We start from the raw sequence: 20,122 nt of genomic DNA, 5'->3' as shown, positions 1-20,122 counted from the left end.
GGTGGGGCCCGTTTCCCGGGGTCCCGGGCCCTTTTGCCGGGGTTTGGGGGTTTCGCGGGGCCCGGGGGGTTTTTTCGGGGGGGTTTCCGCCCCCCTGAACCGGCCCCCCGGCCCCGGGGGCGGGGGCGTCGCCGAGAGCGGTGTGCTGCGTGCCCAGGGTCGTACCGAGCGCTGCGGCGCCGGCGAGTATCGCGTCGATCTGCCCGGAGCGGGCGGTCAGCGTTTCCAGTAGTTGCCGCGTCCGGTCCAATACGGCGGCCACCCGGTCGCCGCGGCCGTCGAGATGTTCGCCTAGCCCCTGGGCGATTTCGGTGAGGTTCTCGATCGCGCCCCCGTTCACCAGCAACGACGACCGGCTGAGGACCTCTTCGATCGTCGCGGCGGCGGAGGTCGATTCGATCGGTATGGTCGCGCCGTCGCGTAGCAGTCCACCGCCCGCCGGCGGGGACTGCGGTGCGGTGAGCGCGACATAGACGTCGCCCATGGGGGTCGCCGACCGTAGTTCGGCGGTTGTCCCGGCCGGAAGCTGCACCTCCGGCCGGATCCGCATGGTGACCACGGCGGTGTAGTCACGCGCCACCATGGATTCGACCAGGCCGATATCGGCGCCGTTGAAGCGCACCTTCGCCTTCGTCGGCAGATTGAGCGCGTTGGCGAAGGTCGCGGTGAGCGACCACGAGTCGCCGGGCACGCCGGGTGCGGGCAACGGTAGCTCGTCGAGGCTCGCCGAGCAGCCGGTCGCCGTGCCTACTGCGACCGCGGCCGCCGCGAGGAATCTCGTGAATCTGCCCGGGATCATCGTGGCTGTCCCTCCGCCAGGGCCTGCAGGATCGCGGTGAGACCGAAATCCGGCCCCATATCGCGCATGGTTCCGGTATCGCAGCCGAGTTCGGTGAGGTGCAGCAGGTTGCACACTTCCTTCACCATCTGGCCGTCGAGCAGGAATTTGTTCAGATCGAACGTCACGCGCAGCGCGCCGGCGTTCTGATCGATGGCGTTGTAGGCGTTGTCGACGACCAGCGGAAAGACGTCGAGGAATTCGCCGATGTTCACGTGATAGTCCGCCAGCGCGCCGGTGATGGTGTTCGCATTGCCCGCGAGGGCGCCGAGCGTGCCCTGGTTCTGCTGCAGCAGTTCGGTGACCGCGGTGATGATCCGGTTCAGCCGGGCGCCCGTGTCTCCGGAGCCGAGGCCCTGCGCGACGAGGAAATCGCTCAGCTGGTGCACGCCGGCGCCGAATTCGCGCAGCGTCGTATCGTTGCGCGCGGCGACGGCGACCAGTTCGTCGAGGTTGGTGACCACCTCGGTGATCGCGTCGCGTGTCGCGGCGCCCTGGTCGCTGCCGAGTTGCAGTGCCCGGGAGAGTTCGCCGAGCGCGGTGCGCATCTGCTCGCCGTGGCCGCCGGTGACACCGGTGCCGAGGTCGAGCAGGTCGCCGACCGGGCCGTTGCCCGTGCCGTCGCCGCCGAGGGAGTTCGCGAGTTTCTGCACCATGGCGAGCAGACTGTCGAATTCGACCGGGACCCGGGTGCGGTCGGGGCCCAGGACGGCATCGCGCGGTAGTTCGGGGCCGCCGCGGTACACCGGACTCAGTTCGATCCGGCGGTCGGTGAGCACGGAATCCGAGACCGCCACCGCCAGCACATCGGCGGGCAGCCGGATCGAGCCGTGGACCCGCAGGTCGATATCCACACCGGTACCGCCCGGCCGGATCGCGGTGATCTCGCCGACCCGCATACCCAGCACCGATACCGCGTTGCCGGGGTAGAGGCCGTTGGCGTTGGCGAATCGGGCGGTGATCGTGGTGTCGGGCGTACGGAAGCCGGGAGCGTTCGCACAGCCACTGAAGCCCACTCCCAGCACGATGAGCGCGAGCACGATCCGGCGGGCCAGTCGAGTCATCGGCAGTCCTCGTAATATGGGGCCTTACCCAGTTGGACGGCGCGTCCGCTGAGGGCGCACATGAAGGAATCGATGAACGCGCCGTCGGGTGCGTTGGCCGACAGTTCCATTCCGGTACCGGTGGCATTGGCCCACAGCCGCCAGGGCACCGGCAGGACCTGGAGGATATTGCGCAGCAGGGCATCGTTGCCGGCGATCAGCTGGGTCATCGCCCGCAGATCGTCGAGCAGTGCCTGGATCTTGCCGCGTTCGGTGACGACGATCGGCTCCAGTTCCCGCACCAGTGTCGTGGTCGCCTCGAGGAGCCGGCGCAGCGCCGCCTGGCGGTCCGTGATCTCCTGGAGCACGGTGCGGCCCTGCCCGATCAACGCCCCGAGATCGGCCTGCTGGTCACGTAATACGGTGGTCACCTGTTCGGTGCTCTGCAGCAGCGCGCCGATCTGGTCACGGCGCTGCGCGATGACACCGGCCACGGTCTCGATGTTCTGCAGGGCCTGTGGGACCAGCGGGGGTAATCCCCGCAGCTGCTGCGCGAGTGTGGTCATCGACGTCGCGATCCGGTCGGCGTCGACCCCGCCGAACGTGGTGGTCGCGTCCTGCAGAGCGGTTTCCAGATCGTAGGGAACGCTGGTCCGGGAAAGCGGGATCAGCCGGTCGGGCAGGGCACCGGTTCCGGTGGATCGCAACTCGACATACCGCGAACCCAGCAGGGTGGTGAGTTTGATCGCGGCCCGCGTATCGGCACCCAGCCGGACGGCGGGGTCGATCTTCATCGTGACCGATACGTGCTCGCCGTCGAGCCGGGTGCCGGTGACCGTGCCGACCGGCACCCCGGCATAGGTCACCGAATCACCGGCGGCGATCCCCGCGGCCTGCTGGAAATGTGCCCGATAGGTGGTTTTCCCCAGGTGCAGGGAATTGACGAATACCGTCACCAGCAGCACCGCCGCCACCAGGGCGACCGTCACGATCCCGAGGCGGAGGGGTCCGGTGGCGCGCTCCGTCGTCTCGCTCCGCCGGCGGGCCGGTAGCCGATTCCGAAGTGCCGTGAGATATCCGCCGGACGTGCGCAGTATCGAATGCATCTGTCCTCACCTGCAGATCGCAGAATGCTCGACCCGGCCGCTGGGCGAGGCCAGAGCGAGTATCTGGGCAATGAGCGGGTCGAAACCGGGCACCATGCTGAATCCGATATCGCAGACGTAGGCATTGATGTAGGCACCCTTGTCGACGATTCGCGCGAGCGCCTTCAGCATCAGCGGTAAGTTGGCCCCCAGATAGGCGAACTTCGGTTTGTTGTCCAGGAAATGCCGCGCGAAACCCGGTTCGCGGGTGACGAAATGGGCCAGCGCCGGTGCCGCGCCGCCCACCACCTGCGCCGCGCGGTCGAGGACGACGGCGATATCGGTGGTCTGCGACAGCAGGGTGTCGCGCCGGGCGTGCAAGGTGTCGAAGATCTTGCGGGTCTGCGTGATCGTGGTCTGTAGTTCGCCGCTGTGCCGGGAAAGATCGGTCAGGACCCGGCCGAGGTTGTCGATGATCGAACCCAGCACCTGATCCGGGCCCGCGAACGATTCCACGAGCGCACTGGTTTCGGTGATCAGCGCCAGCAGCGCCCCGTCCTCACCTTGGAGCGCGCGGATCAGCGCGGCGGTGATCTTGTCGATATCGCCGGGGTCGAGCATGCTGAACAGCGGTTGGAAACCGTTGAGCAGACCGGAGATATCGAACGACGGTTCGGTGTGCTCGACCGGGATGACCGCACCGGGCTCCAGCGGTTCGGGGCTGCCGAAATCGTCGGGAGCCAGCCCGAGATATCGCTGGCCGATCAGATTCTGGTAGGTGACCGTGGCGAGAGTGTTGCCGTAGAGCGTCTGGTCCCGGGTGACCTCGAAACGTACCCGGGCGTGCGTACCGTCGACCGCGATGGAAGCGACACGCCCCACCTTCACCCCCGCCATCCGCACATCGTCACCGGCGCGCAGACCGGAGACATCGGTGAACATCGCCTCGTAGGAATGGGTTTCCCCGGCGACTCCACGCTGCAGGGTGAGGTACACCATCCAGGTGAGTGTCAAGGAGACGACCAGGAAGAGGGACAGCCCGATCAGAGGTTTGCGGTAGCTCATCGCGGCCCTTCCGTCGTGGCCGGTAGGACAGTGACCTCGTTGCCACGGACCAGCGGCCCCAGCAGCAGCGTCGACAGATCGTCGGCATCGGTGCCCAGGACCGTGGCGACCTTGTCACGTTCACCTCGACCCCCGACCGCCCCGGCACCGGAATCCGCGCTCGCGGGCGTGAACCCGCCGGGGATGACCGGCGCCGCACCGGCCGGTCCGGTCGCGCAGCTGGGACCTGTCGAGTTCCCGTAACGGGGGCAGTCGGCGCGGGTGTATTGCTTGTGCGGGGTGAGTTCGACGATGACCGCGGCGGCGGCGCTCTGCGTCCCGGGTTTCCAGATCTCGGTTCCGAACTTCCGTGAGAGCCGCGCCTGCGAGGTGGTCATCTGGACGAAGTTCGCACTGCCGCGGGCCAGTACATCCAGTACCGGCGCCATCGCACCGGTGATACCGGTGAGGGTTCCGGTGTGGTTGCTCAGGGCGGTACCGACACTCGACGCGGTGACCAGGCCCCCGGACAGCAGGGCAGCGAGGCGGCCCTGCTGCTCGGCGACCACGCGCATCGGCCCGACCGTATGGTTCACCGCCTGCAGCAGATCCGGTGCCGACGCCTGCAGACCGGCCAGTGCCTGCGCGAGCACCTCGATCGTCGAGGGGCCCCGGCCGGGGGCGGCGAATTCACCGAGCGCCCGCGCGATGCGATCCAGCTGGACACCGGCCTGCACCATTTCCGCGCCACGACCGCTGGTCGCGCGCTGAACCGTGGCCAGGATCCCGACCGTGGGGTCGGTGGGGGAGCGGCCGGCGGCCGCTGCGATCCGGCTCAACGCGGTCAACGAGGTCTGTAACTGAACGGTGGACAGGCTGTGGTCCTGCGGTATCTCGGCGTCGGCGGGTAGCGCGGGGGCAGGACCGTTGTCCACCAATTGGATCGAGGGGACGGCGAATACGTTGCTGGGCACGACGCGGGCCGTGACCGTCGCGGGGATGCCACGCGCCTGTTCCGGCCACAATTCGATCCCGACCCGGTTCGGCCCGCCGCCGGCGCCCGGCGCGACCTCGGTGACGATGCCGACGAGAACACCGCGGTATTTCACATCCGACTTGACCGGGAGGCCATCGCCGATATCGGTCATCAGTGCGGTAACCGGCACGGTGGCTTCGAAAGCGCCCTGCGAACGGGCGATTCCGCCGGCGACCAGAGCGGCGGCGACCAAAGCGAACCCCACACCGCGCACCAGCAGCTTCCAGTCCGGCAGGTTCCGGTCGTCTGCTTCGAAAGGACTCGGCATCTCAGGCCCCCTACCCGCTGATCCGTGAACCGGAGTCGAAACCCCACAGCGCCAGGGTCAGCAGCAGGTTCACCGAGATCATCACCGTGATACTTGCCCGCATGGCCCGGCCGGCCGCGACGCCCACACCCTGTGGCCCGCCCGCCGCGTAATAGCCGTAATAGCACTGCACCGTCGTGGTGATGACTACGAAGGCCAGCGCTTTGAGCAGCGAGTACAGGACATCGGTACCGCCGAGCACCAGATTGAAGTAGTGCTCGTAGGTTCCGAACGATTCGCCCCCGGCGACCCAGACGAAGAACTCCACCGCGAGATAGTCGGCGGCCAGCGCGGCGACATACAGCGGCACCACCGCGATCATCGATGCGAGCAGCCGGGTGGACACCAGATACGGGATCGGCCTGATCGCCACGGCGTGCAGGGCGTCGATCTCCTCGGCGATCCGCATGGCGCCGAGCTGGGCGGTGAACCGGCAACCCGCCTGCGCGGCGAAGGCGATGGAGGCCATGATCGGTGCCAGTTCGCGGGTGGCGGCGGTCGCGGCGATCATGCCCGTGGCGGGTTCCATCCCGAGCAACTTCAACGCGCTGTGCCCCTCGATCCCCACGATGGCGCCCGCGGCGGCTCCCAGCACGATGATGACGCCCGCGGTTCCGCCGCCGACGACCAAGGATCCGTTGCCCCAGGTGACATCCGACAGGATCCGCATCGATTCGCGGTTGTAGTGGCGCAGGGCCACCGGGATCGAAACGACCGCGCGCACGAAGAACGTGACCATATGGCCGAGCGTGATGAACAGGCGGCCGCATCGCCGCACCAGCGCGATCGGCCGCGCGGTCCCGGGAAAATGGTAGGTCGCGGCCATCAGAGTGTCGTCCTCGGAAAGAGAATCGTGTACATCTCGGTGAACCCGACGTTGACGACCATCAGGAAGATGATCGACGCGACCACCGTGGCATTCACGGAATCGGCCACCCCGCCGGGCCCACCCCGGGTGCTCAGACCTTTCTCACAGGCGATCACCGTGACGATCACACCGAAGACGACGGCCTTGACCATCGCCAGATACAGGTCGCTCGCGGTGGCGAAGGAGGAGAACGTGGCCATGAAGCTGCCCGGGGTCCCCGCCTGCACATAGACGTTGAACAGGTATCCGGCCAGGAAGCCGATGAAGCAGCTCAACCCGGTGAGCGCCGCGGCGACGACGATCCCGGCGGCCAGCCGCGGCACCACCAGCCGGCGCAGCACCGAAACACCCATGACCTCCATGGCATCGATCTCGTCGCGGATGGTGCGGGCGCCGAGATCCGCGCAGATCGCCGAACCCACCGCCGCGGCCATCAGGATCGCGGTGACCATAGGCGCCGACTGCCGGATCACCGCCAGCCCGCTGGCGGCACCGGCCAGCGAGGTCGCCCCGACCTGCCCGGCGAGCAAACCGAATTGGATGGACAGGGTCGCGCTGATGGGCAGCGCCACCGCGACGGTCGGCAACCAGGAGGTGCGGACCATGAACGCGGCCTGGTGCACGAACTCACCCACGGGGAAGCGGCCGGTGGCCAGGTCGGCGAACAGATAGCGCAGTGCTTGCCGGCCCATCAGTACCTGGCGTCCGAGAGTTGCCAGCGCGGCAACGGGATGGCGCTGCAGGTAACCGCGAAACCATCCGGTGATCTGCTCGGTCGCTACCGGCTTGTTGTCGTCGAGGGTTGGTCCGATGCTCATGGAAGACCTCCGCCCACCCGCTGGGTACTGAGCCTGTGCTCAGCGGCGTTGGAGGCAGGCTAACGGATCCGGAATGGCCGTGCTAGCCGAACGGCTAGAAAAAAATCCCTATCCGGAATCGGCCCACTCGGCAGTTTGCTGTGTGGTAAAAGGCTGCCTCCCATGGGGAATCGGAAAGTCGGGGATCGACAAAGTCCGCTTCGCGGGTTTACAGTCGATCTAGCCGTTCGGCTAGGCGTGGTGGAGTGGCGTGATATGCCGCGTCCGGCACTGCACGCGGTGCCGGTCCGGAGTGAATCGAGGTGCGATGCAGATTCCGGCCGAGGCGGAAGAAACCAGCTCCGCCGCAGATCTCGAGATCCAATCCATCAGCGTGTGGACCGGCCCGGTGGCCGGCGTGATCCTGCTGATCGCCTTTCTGGCATTCCCGGGATTCTTTCCACCGATGTCTCCGGATATGTCGGCGGAACGAGTGGCCGCTTTCTATGCCGACAATCAAGCACCGATCCGATTCAGCATGATCACCTTCAATCTCTGTGGAATCATGCTGATCCCGTTCTTCATGGTGATCGTCGCGCAGTTGAAAAGGATGGCCACCCAGAGCCATGTATTCGCCTACTGCTACCTGACCGCCACGGTGAGCGGCGCGACGATATTCGCCCTCGCGGATATCTTCTACCTGGTCGCCGCCTTCCGGCCGGACCGTGACCCCGAACTGATCCTGCTGCTCAACGATATGGCCTGGATCGTCTTCATCGCACCGGTCGGCATTCTGGTCGCCCAGAATCTGCTACTGGCCGCGGCGATCTTTTTCGACAACGGCCCACACCGGGTGTTCCCGCGCTGGGTAGCCCATTTCGCCGTCGGCACAGCCATCGCCATGGCCCCCGCCACTGCCGCCGCGGTGGTCGCCAGCGGTCCACTGGCCTGGGACGGTGTCATATCGTTCTGGCTACGCAACGGCGCCTTCGCGGTGTTCACCGTCGTGATGTTCTTCGTCCTGCGGGCTACCCTGCGGCGGCAGGCGGCGGGTGGCCCCCGATGAGAGTTCTCCAGCCCGTCGTCGAGCGGGCGGCAGGTCGAGACCCGCGACTCGATGCCACGAAACCCGCCGGAAAAAGGGATGTCTGGGTCTGTTTCGCGATCGTCCCCGCCTTCTACACTGCTTTCGGGGTGATCTTCGTACTGCTCGCCCGGGTGATGCCCCCGCCCCGGCCCGACACCGATCTCGAGCAGATCGTGCAGTTCTTCGACACCCACACCGTGACCATCCAGATCGGTTTCGCGATATTGCTGCTGATAGTCGGGGGCGCGGGAATATCGAACGGGATCGTCGTCTATCACATGAAACGGATGTCGGTGGGTTCGGTGGGGGCCTATATCTATATGGGCGGTATGGCCGTCGGTGCGCTACCCGGCTGCCTGCTCGTGGCCTTCTGCTTTCTGGTCGCCGTCTATCGTGACGACCGCGACCCGGAAATACTGGCACTCCTCTACGATCTCGGTCTACTTTCCTACGTCGGCTCACTCGGCTGTTTCGTCACCGCGTATTTCGGATTCGCCCTCGCAATCTTCTACGACCGCAACGGGATCTTCCCCAAATGGCTCGGCTATGTGACGGTCTGGCAGATCGTCACCGAAATCCTCGCCACACCCGTGTTCGTCTCCCTGGCGGGACCGTTCGCCTGGAACGGCTCGATCAGCTTCTGGATGGGCACGGTCGTCTTCGGATTCTGGTTGATGTGTGTCATCACGTTCCTGCGAAAAGCCGGGCAGTTGCAGCCCGCCGGCGAACCGCCGCTGCCATGACCGCGTCGAGCGAGCCGCAGCCCGTTACGGAGCGACTCCCACTGCCCGGCGACGGTCATATGTGGGTGATGGTGCTTGGTGATCTGCTGATCTTCGGTGCCTATTTCGTGATCTTCATGGTGCACCGCGCGATGGCACCACAGGAATTCCTTGCCGCACAACAGCAGCTGCACCTCGGCCTCGGGACTCTGAACACCCTTGTCCTGCTGACCAGTTCGTGGTTCATCGCAAGAAGTGTGCAGGCGGCTCGGGCCGGGGCACCGGCTCGAGCGCTGCGCCGGGTCTACGCGGGTGCGGGGCTGGGCGTGCTGTTCATCGGAATCAAGGTCGGCGAATGGTCGGCCGAGATCGCGGGGGGCTACACATTGCCTTCCAGCGAGTTCTTCACGTTCTACTACATGCTGACCGGAATCCATCTGTTCCATGTCGGGCTGGGTTTGCTGATCCTGGGGATCGTGATCCGCGAGCTACGCGATCCGCGCCGGCGGCGGGTCGCGGTCGCCGAATCGGGCGCGATCTACTGGCATATGGTCGATCTGCTCTGGATCGTCATCTTCGGCCTCCTCTACGTGATGAGGTGATCGCGATGCTGCGAATCGTGTCCGCGCGGGCAACCACCGTCGTGTGGCTGTCGCTTTCCGCGATCACCCTGCTGTCCTGGGCGCTGGCCCCGGGCCACGGCGCGGCGCCGGTATCCCCGAGCACGCCGATCACCATGCTGGTCGTCGTGCTCGGCGCCGTCAAAGGCCGGCTGATCATCCGGTACTTCATGGAGGCGCGTACCGCGCCACGCTGGCTGGGCTTCGCGACCGACGCCTGGCTGATCGTGCTGTGGGGGTCGGTACTGGGAATCTATCTCTGGTAGCGCGGGTGGCCGGCTCAGTCCGGCAGGTCGAGCATTCGCTGGGTCAGGTGGACCAGGGTCGCGCGCAGGGTGTCGTCGTCGATATCGACGACGAGCGGGTTGATCACCGAGCCACCGATCGCCGCCGACAGTACGGCCGCCGAGACCCGGGTGAGTGTGTCGTCGCCGTGCCTCTCGTCGAGCAGTACCGAGTACAGACGGCTCAGGAACTGCCGGAACGGTTCGTGCTGGCTGAGAATCCGGGTGATCACCGGATCGTTGGTCAAGGTGCTCACCCAGCGCCGGCGCGATACCGCGAGATCGATGACCTGATCGAGCAGCACCTTGCGGGCCCGGGCCAGATCCGGTTCGGCCTCGGCGGCGATCAGCCCGTCCTCGAGAATGGCCAGCTCGCTCGCGGTGACCGCGATGACGATCTCCTCCTTGGTTTTGAACTGGTAGTACACCGCGGCCTTGGTGACACCGACCGCGTCGGCGATCATCTGCAGTGACGTACCGCTCACCCCGTGCACCCCGATCAGGTCCAGCGCGGCCGCCATCGTCCGGCGCTGCGCCGCAGTCCAGGGAATACTGCTGAATGGCCGCTGCGGCGGGCTGTCGGCGAGCATGGAGCCAGGTTATCCGACCCGGCCCGGAACGGATCCCGGTGTCGGGGGCCTCCGGTAGCTTGGCGTCATGAGCGCGCATTCCGGTCTCGATTTCCCGCTGCTGCTTGCCGATTTCCAGGGCGAGTTCCTCGCCTCCATTCCGGACGCCGATCCGTCGGCCACCGTACCGGCCTGCGGCGACTGGACAGTCCGCGAGCTCGTGGAGCATCTCGCGTTCGTGCACCACTGGGCAGCTGCCAACGCACGCGCCCAGAAGGCGACACGCCTGGGGGACGGCCCGTTCGACCTGGCCGAACACTATGCCGCCTGCGCCACGGAACTGCGCGAAACCCTCGCCGAACTGGATCCCGCGGCGACCGCCCGGATCCTGGCGTATCCGGATCCGATGGGCGAAGGGCCGGTGTCGTTCTGGCATCGCCGGCAGGTCCACGAAACGCTCGTACACGGGCACGATCTGCGCGCCGCGATCGCCGGGAAGGCCGCGCTCGGCCTGATGCGGGCCGTGCCGGAGGTCTGGGCGGATGCGGTGGACGAGGTGATTTCGGTTTTCTATCCCCGCCAGGTAGGTACCGGCCGGCTGGCGCCGCTGCCGTCCCCGCTCGCCCTGGTGGCCACGGATCTCGAGCCCGCCCCCGGCTGGGTTCTCGGTGGCGCGGGCCAGGATATCGACGACGTACCGCTGCGGGTGTCGGGCCCGGCCGAGGGGTTGGCGCTTCTGCTGTGGGGCCGGGTCACCGCGGACGAGGCCGGACTGACCGTCGACGGAAACCGTGCCGACGTGGAGACGCTGCTGCGGGAACCGATCGTTCCCTGACGGGTTCCGGCTGTGGACCGGGCGGAGTCGATCGTGGCGATCGACCCCGTCGGCAGGCAATTCCGGTCACAGCGGCGGTCGGGCCGTGCCTTCCGGTCGGTCGGCGCCCCGATAGGCCGACGTGCCCGTGTCACAGCGGCCGCACCGGCGGGTCCGCTATGCCAGTTCCGTGAGACTGTGGGACCACCGGCCGAGCTGTTTCGGATCGACAGGGGCGTCCGAGGGCAGACCCGCGGCGAGGACCTGGTGGCCGAGTCGGCGGATGCGCTGATGGCGGGTCCAATGCGTGCGGGTCCACTCGGGTTCGTTGTGGGCGGCGTCGATGGCGCCGAGTGTCGAACCCATCAACTCGAATTCGAGTTCCCGCCGTACCTCCGGTAATGCCGCGCGCTGCGGTGGGGGCAGCGCCAGGAGACGCAGCGACCTGTCCAGTACTTCGAGTACCCGCTGGTCGTTGCGCAACAGCACCCGCCGGTGTGCGCGGCGGTCGACCGACCACAGCACGGCCAGGCCGATCAGCACACCGAGAGCGCTCTCGATCAGCCGGTCCCGGATCACCGGGACCATCTCACCGTAATGCCCGCCGCCACCCATGAGCAGCGCCAGCGGCGTGATGAACACGACCGCCAGCCCGTAGTTCCGGGCGACCAGCATTTCGATCGCGAACTGCAGGGTCATCAAGATCAGCACCAGCGCCCACGGCCCCGGTTCGAGCGCGTAGAAGCCGGTGAACAGCACCAATCCCAGTGCGGTACCACCGATACGGTGCACACCGCGATAGGTGCCCCGGACGCGGTCCGGTCCTTGGTGCAACAGCACCGTGACGGTGAGTACCGCCCAATCGGGACGCCCCAGCCCGAGGGCGACAGTCAGGCTGCCGGCCAGCAGCGCGGCGATGGCGATCCGGTTCGCCGAGACCGCGGCATGGCTGTCCGGCGAGACCGACCGCAGCAGCCGGTACCGCAGCGACGGACGCGGTGTCGGGGCCGGCCGGCCGGTGTCGAACAGCAGATCGGAGGCGTCGTCGCCGGTGTGTTCGCGGTGCAACGCCGCGGCGAAGGCGCGCTGGGCGCGACGCAGTTCGTCCACCGCTCCGTTCGCTTCCGGGCCGGTCCGCCGGGCGTCGTCGAGCAGCGCCCACGCCGTCTGTACTTTCATCGCGGTGGCGTAGCGGGCGCCGGTGCTGTCTCCGGGTTCGAGGGCGGCGTAATCGCGGACCGCCGCGACCGCCTCCGTCACCGCCCGCTGTTCGGGCGGATCGGCGCGGGTGAGCGCGGCCGACATACCGACGATCAGTGCGCTGAGTCCCCCGATGGCGGTCCACAGCGCCACCTCACCGGGCGGTACCCCGTGTCCGGTGATGAGCGCGCCGACCCCGGCGGCGAGAACGAAGAAGAACCCGCCCGGCGGGCCGAGACGCAGCGCCGAATTGACGAAGGTGCCGGCCACCGCGACCACCGACATCAGCACCACCAGGGCCAGCTGCCACCAGTGCGAGCCACCCGCGGCGAGCCGGGTCTGGATCAACTCCCCGGTGAGCCCACCGGCGAACGCCGCCACCGCCAGCGACAGTGCGGCCGCGCCGATCACGCGCAGCCGGCGCCGGTAGACCTGGCCCTCGCCGAAGATCACCGCCAGGGCGCCGGTCGCCGCCATGAGGCCCTGCTGTTCGTGCCCCAGCGATACCGCGAACAAGGCCGGCGCCCCGAATGCCACCGCGGCCCGGACGGCTCCGGGAAACCGGCGGCCGGCGGGCGGTAATCCGAAGAGCACCGATCGGGCCGGTGCGGGAGACGGTATCTTCGGGCCGTCCGGGGCAACCAATCCACCGCCTCCTAACTGTCGCTGCGCACAACCGAACCTGCCGTCACTGCGCCGTGACGAACCCGTTCGCGACCATCCAGTCCCGCGCGACCTCCGCGGGTTCGCGTCCCTCCACATCGACCTGCCGGTTCAGTTCCGTGACCGACTCGTTGGTCAGCAACCGGGAAATAGGTGCCATGATCGCGGCGACCTCCGGATGCGCGTCGGCGAACTCCGCTCGCATCACCAGCGCAGCATTGTACTTCGGGAAGAACGCGCGATCGTCGGCCAGCAGCACCAGGTCGAGTGCGGGGATACGGCCGTCGGTGGCCGCCACCGAACCGAACGCGCACTGGCGGGCATCGGCGGTGGCCTGGAAGACCACGGCGTCCTGCACGATCCGTTTGGTCACCCGGCCCTCGTCGATCCCGTAGGCGCGGGCCATACCCGGGTAGCCGTCCTGACGCACGTTGAACTCGGTGCCGACACAGGTGGCAGCCGCGGCCGGGTCGCTGGCGACGAGTGCGGCGTAATCCGACAGCGACCACACACCGGTACTTTCGGCGGTACGCCGGGCGGTGGCCAGCGCATAGGTGTTGTTCATCGGCGCCATCGCCGCCCACGTCATCGCGTGCGCCGCCCGGTCGGCATCGCGGACCGCCTCGAACTGGCCCTGTTCGTCCGGGACCGGTGTCTCGTTGCCCAGATAGTTGACCCAGCCGGTCCCGGTGTAGTCGTAGGCGATATCGATCTGTCCGCTGAGCTGGGCGTCGCGCAAACTGTTGGACCCCTGGATATTCGTCAGGTCGCGCACCTCGGCACCGGCCGCGACCAGTGCGAATTCGATGATGTAGCCGAGTATCTGCTGTTCGGTGAAATCCTTGGACCCCACCGTGATCGGAACACCCGCGAGCGCGGGCACCGGCCGGATACTGCCGGGCCCCACCCGCAGGGGTACCGCACTACCGGATTGCAGACCGCAACCGGTCAGCAGCACAACCCCGGCGAGCAGGAGAACACCCAGCACGCGGAGCTCGCTCGTCCTGCGCGCCGTGCGAACCATGGTCGGGGATACCCGGCGCGTACTCATCGCAGCCCCCTCGGCCCGAGCATTCGTTCGGCGACGGCGCCCAGCCAATCCACCAGCAGCGCCAGCGCGACCGCCAATACCGCGCCGACGACCAGGGTCACGTTGTCGCGCAGTTTGTATCCGGTGTCGATGAGAATTCCGAGGCCTCCTGCGCTCACCAGGAACGAGAGGGTCGCGGTGCCCACGGCCAGGACCAGCGAGGTACGCAGACCAGCCAGGATATACGGGACAGCCAGCGGGAATTCGATTCGCCGCAGCACCGTCGCCGCCGACATACCCTGTCCGCGACCGGCATCGATGAGCAGCGGATCCACCTGCTGGTAGCCGAGGATGGTGTTGCGCAGGACCGGCAGCAGCGAATAGAACGCGATCGGTGCGACCCCGATCCAGAACCCCGTGGTCCTGGTGGCCAGGTAGAACAGCACGATCAACCCGATGGCGGGAGCGGCCGCGCCGATATTGGCGATACCGATGAAGAACGGCGCGAGCCTGCGGTAGCCCGGGCGGGTGAGCAGGGTGCCCAGCGGTACCGCGACGGCGATCACGATCAGTACCACCGTGGCGCTGATGAGCACGTGCTGCCAGGTGACGGCGGCGATATTGCCCGCGTTCAGGCTGGCCTGCTGGGTGACGGTGAGGTCGCGCCGCAACGCCCAGACCAGTACGCCGACCGTGAGCAGCACGACGAGGACCGGCTGGACGAGCAGCCGCGCACCGTCCGCCCGGCGCAGCGCCGGGGGATTTCCGGTATCCGGTGCGAGTTGCGCCGTCATACCGGTGCTTCCGTGGCGGCCTGCGCACCACTGTGCTCGGCGCGCAGTGCCGAGAGATGGGCGACCAGCGTATCGATGGTGATCAGTCCGGCGTATTCGCCGCGGGCTCCGGTGACCACTCCGGTGGCGTTGCGGTCGGTGAGCAGTGCCTCCAGGCCGTCCTGCAAGGTCGAGGCCATGGACAGGGTTTCACCGAGCGGGATTCCGGTGCCCCGGACCGCCGACGCATGCGCGAGCTGTTCGGCGGAAACCCAGCGCAGCGGGCGACGGCGGTTGTCGAGGACCAGTGCCCAGTCCTTGTCCGCTACCGCCGCGCGGGCGCTGTCGATCGAATCGTCGTCGGTGACGGTGGGGCAGTCGCCGAGTTCGACATCCCGGATACGGGTCAGCGTCAGCTGTTTCAGGGAGGCGTCGGCGCCGACGAAACCGGCGACCGTTTCGTCGGCCGGGTCGGCCAGGATCGCGGCGGGAGTGTCGTACTGCAGGATGCGGGACCGGTCCCCGAGAACCGCTATCCGGTCCCCGAGTTTGACCGCCTCGTTGAAATCGTGGGTGACGAACACGATGGTCTTACCCAGCTCCGCCTGCAACCGCAGCAGTTCGTCCTGTAGCAGCCCGCGGGTGATCGGGTCGACCGCACCGAACGGCTCGTCCATCAGCAGCACCGGCGGGTCGGCGGCCAGTGCCCGCGCCACCCCGACCCGCTGCTGCTGGCCCCCCGACAGCTGCCGCGGATAGCGGCGCCGGTAGATGCCCGGGTCCAGACCCACCAGCTCCAGCATTTCGTCGGTGCGGGCGGCGATCCGCTTTCGATCCCAGCCGATGAGGCCCGGGACAGTGGCGATATTGCGGGCCACCGTCATATGGGGGAACAGGCCCGCCTGCTGGATCGAATACCCGATCCCGCGGCGCAACCGGTCCGGGTCCATCGTCGCGGCATCGCGGCCGCCGATCGTCACGGTGCCGGAGGTGGGCTCGATCAACCGGTTGATCATCCGCATGGTGGTGGTCTTCCCGCATCCCGAAGGTCCCACCAGAACTACGATCTCACCTGCCGGAATGGTCATCGACACCGCGTCGACAGCCGGATGCGGCTGCCCCGGATAATGTTTGGTGACGGCGTCGAGCACGATCTCGACACCGGAGACCGCCGGCTCACCGGCGGCAGTAGCGGAATCAGTCACGAATCCCCCTCGGAACGGTGAAACGGCCGACGAGCAGGAAGATCCCGTCGAGCAGTAGAGCGAGTACGACGATGAGCACCGTGCCCGTCAGCGCCTGGGGCACCGCGTTCGGGCTGCCGAGCCGGGCCAGACCCGAAAAGATCAGATTGCCCAGGCCCGGCCCCTTGGCGTAGGCGGCCAGCGCGAGAATGCCCATGATCAGCTGGGTGCTGACCCGCATCCCGGTGAGAATCGACGGCCAGGCCAGCGGCAGTTCCACCGTGGTCAGGATCCGCAGCCTGTTCATCCCGACCCCGCGCGCCGCATCGACGACCGCCGGCTCCACCGCGGACAGACCGACCAGGGTGTTGCGCAGGATCGGCAGCAGCGCGTAGAGCACCAGCGCGATCACCGTCGGCACGACGCCCAGCCCGAATATCGGGATGAGCAGACCGAGCAGCGCGAACGACGGCACGGTGAGAATGGTGCCGGCCGCAGCGGTGGCGGCCGCGGAACCGAACGGGCTGCGGTAGACCAGCACACCGATCAGCACCGCGATCGCCGTCGCGATCAACAGTGCTTGCAGCACGGCCGAGACGTGCAGATACGAATCCACGAAAAGCTGATGGCGACGCTGCACCACGAAGGTCCACAGGGTATCCAGGATCAGACCTCCACGCGTCCGGTGCGACCAGGCTGTCGCCGCCTCACCACGACCGGACCGGGGACCGGCGCGGCGCTTCGCCGGCGAGAGCATACGGGCGGAGCCCGGCTATTGTGCGCCGCGCACATCGGGTCCGCAGTGGGGAATGCCCATTCGCCACAAGATCGAAACCCGTTGCGCGTCGTCGCCCGGTCGGCGGGATTCAGTTCGCCCGGCGGAATGCAGGTGCGCAGTGCGGTTCTCCGCGGCCGCTCCCCGCCGGGATGTGCGGGCGTGGACCGGCATCCGGCCGGCCCTCACCGAACTCCCACCAGGGAACCCTGCGACGCGATATCCGGTGGCTCCGCACCACGCGCCACCGGTTTCTCCTGGCAGTCGCTTGTGCCGCAGTCGCGCAGAACTCAGCGATCACCGCTCGAGTGCCGCCGGGCGGAAGGAGCGCCGGGCGGGTAACCGTGGCGGCGAATTCAGCGGAGTCGGTTCATCCGGTCCGTCCGATTCCGTCGAGTGCGATCCGTACCACCCGAGACGCACGCCGGTGCCGCGCCGCGGCGGGGTCATTTGCCGTCGTTGTCGGGGGATTCGGGCTCGTCCGGGCGGCGACCGGTCAACCGCCGGTAGCCGACGACCGCGGCGACGAGGATCGCGATCCCGATGAGCACGAGTAGTTCCATGGCGAACGCGTACCCGGCGTCCCTCGACTGAATCAGGCGCCGGACCTGATCATCCGTCCGGCACCGGATCTGTTCACCCCGGGCCGGGGGTCCTGGCTCTCCCGAGCCGTGGCGGGCGCGCCTTCAGCCGCCGGGCGGCAGGGAGGCGGCGGGGTATCGTCCGGTCAGCCGGCCACGACCCGGATCTGTTTCAATTCGGGATCCGAGGCATCGGGCAGGTTCATCCCGTGATCGTGACCGGTGCGCAGATAGTCCAGGACACCCTCGCCGAGCCGCTCGCCGGGAATCACCGCGGGGATGCCCGGCGGATACGGAGTGATTTGTTCGGCCGCGATCCGGCCCGCTGCCTTGCCGATCGACACCATCTCGGTGGGACCGAAGAACGCGTCGCGGGGCAACATCGCGGTTTCCAGCAGCAGTTCGTCCGGTTCGGGGATATGGATTTTCTGCGGTGTATCGCTGGGGCGGGTCTGTGCCCGCCAATCGTGTATCCCCGCCACCAAGCTCTCGACGGTCTCCGCATCGTCGGCGAAGGACAAGGTGGCCAGCAGCCGGCGATGATCGCTGAGCCCGAGATCTATCCGGCGATGCTCCCGTAACCAGGCGTCGGCCTCGTATCCGCTGACCCCGGTCTCGGAGATATCCATCAGCACCTGCAGGCGGTCGAGGTCGTGGGAGGCCTCCACCCCCAGCAGTTCCTCCTCCATGACCGTGATCCCCGGAATCCGGTCGAGTTCCGTGCGGGCCCGCTGGGCCGTGCGCAGGGCGTCGTCGAAGAGCTCGCGGCCCCGCTGAACCATCTGCCGGCGCCAGCCGTCGAGTGCGGTGTAGACCAGCACATTGGGGCTGGTCGTCATCAGGAGATCCGCGCAGTGCCGGAGCCGGACCGGGTCGACGAGATCGCCCTGCAGATGGAATACCGACCCCTGCTCGAACCCGGCACCCATTTTGTGCACGCTCACCACACAGACATCCGCACCCACATCCATCGCCCAGGTCGGCAGGTCCGGATGGAACGGCAGATGCGCGCCCCAGGCCTCGTCCACGATCAGCGGTTTCCCGCGTTCGTGGCACACCCGGGCAATCCCTTCGATATCCGCGCAGGTGCCGTACGGGCTGGGGCTCACGATCAGCGCACCCGCGGCGTCGGGATACTTGTCCCACGCCGCCCGCACCTGCTCGGGCGACGGGGGATGGGTGAAATGACGTTCGGTATCCCAGCGCGGCGTGATCCAGCGGGGCAGGACCCCGGAGAAGATCAGGCCGGCCACGATCGATTTGTGGCAGTCACGGGCAACCAGCAGTCCCCCGTCGCAACCACCGGCGACAGCCATCATCGCGGCCTTGACCGACAGCGAACTACCGCAGGTGGAGAAGTACGCGCGCTCGGCGCCGACCGCGTCGGCCATGAGCTCTTCCGCCTGCGCGAGGTAGCCGCCCTGCGCCAAGCGGTCGTCGAGCCCCGGCGCCGCGAGCACATCCGAAGCGAACGCCTCCCGGCCGATCACGGCGAGTACGCGTTCGTCCACGCCGCGGCCCTGCCGGTGCCCGGGCGGAGTGAATCCGTATCGCCCCAGTCGCTGGTAGTCGGCGAGAGCTTCCAGCATCGGGGCCCGGGACTGGTCGAGCCGCGTGCGGGTCGTGCCCTCGGTGCTGCTGTCCCGGGCTCCGCCCTCAGTGCCCACGCTGCTCCCGCAGAGTCGCCCCTTCTCCTGTCTTCACCCGGCGGTGTTCGGCGATCACCATCGCGATACCGGCCACCAGGCACAGCCCGCCACAGATACCGGCGATAACTGCCCAGCCTTCGAATCCGTAGCCGGCGGCGGTGAGAGTGAGCGCCACCAGGACGACGCCGATCGCGGTCAGGATCATGCCCGGCCAGTTCCGGGCGACCTCGATGGACTCCCCGGCATGCGAGCGGGTAGTCCGCGATTCGTCGGGAAAACGATGTTCGTACGGGATATTGTGCGGGCCGCTGCTGAGCTGCGGTCGCGGAGTACTGCCGCCCTGCAGGCCGCCGGTGGGTTGCTGTTGCGGAGTCCTGCCGGATTGCAGACCGCTGCTGGGTTGCTGTTGCGGAGTGCTGCCGCGCTGCAGACCACCGCTGGGGTGCGGTGGCGCGTCGCTGCGTGGCTGCGGTTCGTCGGGTCCGGAGACCATGGTGACGTCCTTCCTGTCAACCTTCCGACCTGGGACTTCGGCTCGAATACCCGCTTGGCGGGGATTGAATCACCGGTCATGCCCTAGTGCGGGCGCCGGCATGCGCACCGGCGTCCTGGGGCCGATTCGAGGCCCGGCCCGGGCGGGGAACCCAGGCCGGGCCGTGAGAGGAGTCCGGGCGATTGCCGTCAGTGGTCGAGTGACGGCGGTCGTCCGGGCTCGGGTGGGGGTCTACCCGGATCCGGTATCGGCGACGGCCGGTCCGGATCGGGTATGGGTGGCGGGGCTCCGGGATCCGGGGGCGGTGGGTGCGCGGGATCCGGGACCGGCGGTCGCGCCGGGTCGGGCGGGCGGCCCGGATCAGGTGGCGGTGGCGGGGGAGTGGGCCAGGGGCCGGGGTCCGGTGGGCCGGGTTCCGGCGACGGCCGTGGGTCGATATCACGCATGATCTTCCTTCCGGCGTCCTGCGCGAGACCTGAGACGAGGGGGGGCCCCCCCCGGGGGGCGGGGGGGGGGGGGGGGGGGGGGGGGGGCGGGGGGGGGGGGGGGGGGGGGGGGGGGGGCCGGTTTTGGGGGGGGGGGGGGGGGGTGGGGGCCCTGGGGCGGGGGTCCGGTGGGCCGGGTTCCGGCGACGGCCGTGGGTCGATATCACGCATGATC

20 protein-coding genes are annotated in these 20,122 nt (G+C 68.0%); 5 read left to right on the top strand and 15 right to left on the bottom strand.

What is annotated here, in order from left to right; genetic code table 11:
• The 7 genes from QH195_RS05885 to QH195_RS05855 form a co-directional block, all read right to left on the bottom strand.
• Positions 1 to 799, bottom strand: a 799-nt coding sequence (locus tag QH195_RS05885) for an MlaD family protein (protein WP_280434594.1), incomplete at its 3' end; no start/stop codon positions are given.
• Positions 796 to 1,902, bottom strand: a complete 1,107-nt coding sequence (locus QH195_RS05880) for an MCE family protein (protein WP_280434593.1) — start codon at positions 1,900 to 1,902, stop codon at positions 796 to 798. The genes QH195_RS05880 and QH195_RS05885, both read right to left, overlap by 4 nt.
• Positions 1,899 to 2,987: an MCE family protein gene (locus tag QH195_RS05875; RefSeq protein ID WP_280434592.1), complete on the bottom strand. Its 1,089-nt coding sequence runs from the start codon at positions 2,985 to 2,987 to the stop codon at positions 1,899 to 1,901. Before QH195_RS05875 ends, QH195_RS05880 begins: the two co-directional genes overlap by 4 nt.
• Positions 2,988 to 2,993: 6 nt before the next feature.
• The gene (locus tag QH195_RS05870; protein ID WP_280434591.1) at positions 2,994 to 4,031 is read right to left on the bottom strand and encodes an MCE family protein; all 1,038 of its coding nucleotides are present in this window, start codon (positions 4,029 to 4,031) and stop codon (positions 2,994 to 2,996) included.
• A complete protein-coding gene (locus tag QH195_RS05865; protein WP_280434590.1) occupies positions 4,028 to 5,314 on the bottom strand; it encodes an MlaD family protein in 1,287 nt (428 codons plus the stop codon). Before QH195_RS05865 ends, QH195_RS05870 begins: the two co-directional genes overlap by 4 nt.
• 10 nt (positions 5,315 to 5,324) lie before the next feature.
• Positions 5,325 to 6,179 carry an ABC transporter permease gene (locus QH195_RS05860; protein WP_280434589.1) on the bottom strand — a complete coding sequence of 285 codons (855 nt, stop codon included), beginning with the start codon at positions 6,177 to 6,179 and terminating at the stop codon, positions 5,325 to 5,327.
• A complete protein-coding gene (locus QH195_RS05855; protein ID WP_280425108.1) occupies positions 6,179 to 7,039 on the bottom strand; it encodes an MlaE family ABC transporter permease in 861 nt (286 codons plus the stop codon). The genes QH195_RS05860 and QH195_RS05855 overlap by 1 nt, the downstream gene beginning before the upstream one ends.
• A gap of 307 nt (positions 7,040 to 7,346) precedes the next feature.
• Between QH195_RS05855 and QH195_RS05850 the strand changes: the two genes are divergently transcribed.
• The 4 genes from QH195_RS05850 to QH195_RS05835 are packed head-to-tail and all read left to right on the top strand — an operon-like array spanning position 7,347 to position 9,713.
• Positions 7,347 to 8,084, top strand: coding sequence for a hypothetical protein (locus tag QH195_RS05850; protein WP_280434588.1), 738 nt, complete (start codon positions 7,347 to 7,349; stop codon positions 8,082 to 8,084).
• Positions 8,081 to 8,848: a hypothetical protein gene (locus QH195_RS05845; RefSeq protein ID WP_280434587.1), complete on the top strand. Its 768-nt coding sequence runs from the start codon at positions 8,081 to 8,083 to the stop codon at positions 8,846 to 8,848. The genes QH195_RS05850 and QH195_RS05845 overlap by 4 nt, the downstream gene beginning before the upstream one ends.
• The gene (locus QH195_RS05840) at positions 8,845 to 9,429 is read left to right on the top strand and encodes a cytochrome c oxidase subunit 3 (RefSeq protein ID WP_280425105.1); all 585 of its coding nucleotides are present in this window, start codon (positions 8,845 to 8,847) and stop codon (positions 9,427 to 9,429) included. Before QH195_RS05845 ends, QH195_RS05840 begins: the two co-directional genes overlap by 4 nt.
• Before the next feature lie 5 nt (positions 9,430 to 9,434).
• Positions 9,435 to 9,713: a cytochrome C oxidase subunit IV family protein gene (locus tag QH195_RS05835; RefSeq protein WP_280434586.1), complete on the top strand. Its 279-nt coding sequence runs from the start codon at positions 9,435 to 9,437 to the stop codon at positions 9,711 to 9,713.
• Positions 9,714 to 9,727: 14 nt separating this feature from the next.
• Here QH195_RS05835 and QH195_RS05830 read toward each other — a convergent pair whose 3' ends face one another.
• Positions 9,728 to 10,321 (bottom strand): TetR/AcrR family transcriptional regulator, encoded by a 594-nt coding sequence (locus QH195_RS05830; protein WP_280434585.1) that lies wholly within the window; start codon positions 10,319 to 10,321, stop codon positions 9,728 to 9,730.
• A 67-nt stretch (positions 10,322 to 10,388) separates the two neighbouring features.
• On the opposite strand from QH195_RS05830, the gene QH195_RS05825 reads away from it, so the two are divergent.
• Positions 10,389 to 11,135 carry a maleylpyruvate isomerase family mycothiol-dependent enzyme gene (locus QH195_RS05825; protein ID WP_280434584.1) on the top strand — a complete coding sequence of 249 codons (747 nt, stop codon included), beginning with the start codon at positions 10,389 to 10,391 and terminating at the stop codon, positions 11,133 to 11,135.
• A 156-nt stretch (positions 11,136 to 11,291) separates the two neighbouring features.
• Here QH195_RS05825 and QH195_RS05820 read toward each other — a convergent pair whose 3' ends face one another.
• From QH195_RS05820 to QH195_RS05790, 7 genes are all read right to left on the bottom strand, one after another.
• The gene (locus QH195_RS05820; RefSeq protein ID WP_280434583.1) at positions 11,292 to 12,959 is read right to left on the bottom strand and encodes an FUSC family protein; all 1,668 of its coding nucleotides are present in this window, start codon (positions 12,957 to 12,959) and stop codon (positions 11,292 to 11,294) included.
• 43 nt (positions 12,960 to 13,002) lie between these two features.
• Positions 13,003 to 14,001, bottom strand: a complete 999-nt coding sequence (locus QH195_RS05815) for a glycine betaine ABC transporter substrate-binding protein (protein WP_280434596.1) — start codon at positions 13,999 to 14,001, stop codon at positions 13,003 to 13,005.
• Between the two features lie 23 nt (positions 14,002 to 14,024).
• Positions 14,025 to 14,801 (bottom strand): ABC transporter permease, encoded by a 777-nt coding sequence (locus tag QH195_RS05810; RefSeq protein WP_280425101.1) that lies wholly within the window; start codon positions 14,799 to 14,801, stop codon positions 14,025 to 14,027.
• Complete coding sequence (locus tag QH195_RS05805; RefSeq protein ID WP_280434582.1) at positions 14,798 to 15,985, bottom strand: ABC transporter ATP-binding protein; 1,188 nt, start codon at positions 15,983 to 15,985, stop codon at positions 14,798 to 14,800. Before QH195_RS05805 ends, QH195_RS05810 begins: the two co-directional genes overlap by 4 nt.
• Entirely contained in the window at positions 15,978 to 16,628 is a 651-nt protein-coding gene (locus tag QH195_RS05800; RefSeq protein ID WP_280425129.1) for an ABC transporter permease, read from the bottom strand. Before QH195_RS05800 ends, QH195_RS05805 begins: the two co-directional genes overlap by 8 nt.
• An 838-nt stretch (positions 16,629 to 17,466) precedes the next feature.
• A complete protein-coding gene (locus QH195_RS05795) occupies positions 17,467 to 18,909 on the bottom strand; it encodes an aminotransferase class I/II-fold pyridoxal phosphate-dependent enzyme (RefSeq protein ID WP_280434595.1) in 1,443 nt (480 codons plus the stop codon).
• A gap of 67 nt (positions 18,910 to 18,976) precedes the next feature.
• Positions 18,977 to 19,264: a hypothetical protein gene (locus QH195_RS05790; protein WP_280425127.1), complete on the bottom strand. Its 288-nt coding sequence runs from the start codon at positions 19,262 to 19,264 to the stop codon at positions 18,977 to 18,979.
• Between the last annotated feature and the right edge of the window lie 858 nt (positions 19,265 to 20,122).

The organism is Nocardia carnea (genome assembly GCF_029868855.1).
Lineage (GTDB): Bacteria > Actinomycetota > Actinomycetes > Mycobacteriales > Mycobacteriaceae > Nocardia > Nocardia carnea_A.
Note: the sequence above shows the minus strand (reverse complement) of the source record. Positions and strands in the feature narration are given on the sequence as shown.

Excerpts from the sequence above, each read along its gene's own strand:
- QH195_RS05880 (WP_280434593.1), bottom strand. The coding sequence starts at position 1,902 with ATGACTCGACTGGCCCGCCGGATCGTGCTCGCGCTCATCGTGCTGGGA.
- QH195_RS05875 (WP_280434592.1), bottom strand. The coding sequence starts at position 2,987 with ATGCATTCGATACTGCGCACGTCCGGCGGATATCTCACGGCACTTCGG.
- QH195_RS05870 (WP_280434591.1), bottom strand. The coding sequence starts at position 4,031 with ATGAGCTACCGCAAACCTCTGATCGGGCTGTCCCTCTTCCTGGTCGTC.
- QH195_RS05865 (WP_280434590.1), bottom strand. The coding sequence starts at position 5,314 with ATGCCGAGTCCTTTCGAAGCAGACGACCGGAACCTGCCGGACTGGAAG.
- QH195_RS05860 (WP_280434589.1), bottom strand. The coding sequence starts at position 6,179 with ATGGCCGCGACCTACCATTTTCCCGGGACCGCGCGGCCGATCGCGCTG.
- QH195_RS05855 (WP_280425108.1), bottom strand. The coding sequence starts at position 7,039 with ATGAGCATCGGACCAACCCTCGACGACAACAAGCCGGTAGCGACCGAG.
- QH195_RS05850 (WP_280434588.1), top strand. The coding sequence starts at position 7,347 with ATGCAGATTCCGGCCGAGGCGGAAGAAACCAGCTCCGCCGCAGATCTC.
- QH195_RS05845 (WP_280434587.1), top strand. The coding sequence starts at position 8,081 with ATGAGAGTTCTCCAGCCCGTCGTCGAGCGGGCGGCAGGTCGAGACCCG.
- QH195_RS05840 (WP_280425105.1), top strand. The coding sequence starts at position 8,845 with ATGACCGCGTCGAGCGAGCCGCAGCCCGTTACGGAGCGACTCCCACTG.
- QH195_RS05835 (WP_280434586.1), top strand. The coding sequence starts at position 9,435 with ATGCTGCGAATCGTGTCCGCGCGGGCAACCACCGTCGTGTGGCTGTCG.
- QH195_RS05830 (WP_280434585.1), bottom strand. The coding sequence starts at position 10,321 with ATGCTCGCCGACAGCCCGCCGCAGCGGCCATTCAGCAGTATTCCCTGG.
- QH195_RS05825 (WP_280434584.1), top strand. The coding sequence starts at position 10,389 with ATGAGCGCGCATTCCGGTCTCGATTTCCCGCTGCTGCTTGCCGATTTC.
- QH195_RS05815 (WP_280434596.1), bottom strand. The coding sequence starts at position 14,001 with ATGGTTCGCACGGCGCGCAGGACGAGCGAGCTCCGCGTGCTGGGTGTT.
- QH195_RS05810 (WP_280425101.1), bottom strand. The coding sequence starts at position 14,801 with ATGACGGCGCAACTCGCACCGGATACCGGAAATCCCCCGGCGCTGCGC.
- QH195_RS05795 (WP_280434595.1), bottom strand. The coding sequence starts at position 18,909 with ATGCTGGAAGCTCTCGCCGACTACCAGCGACTGGGGCGATACGGATTC.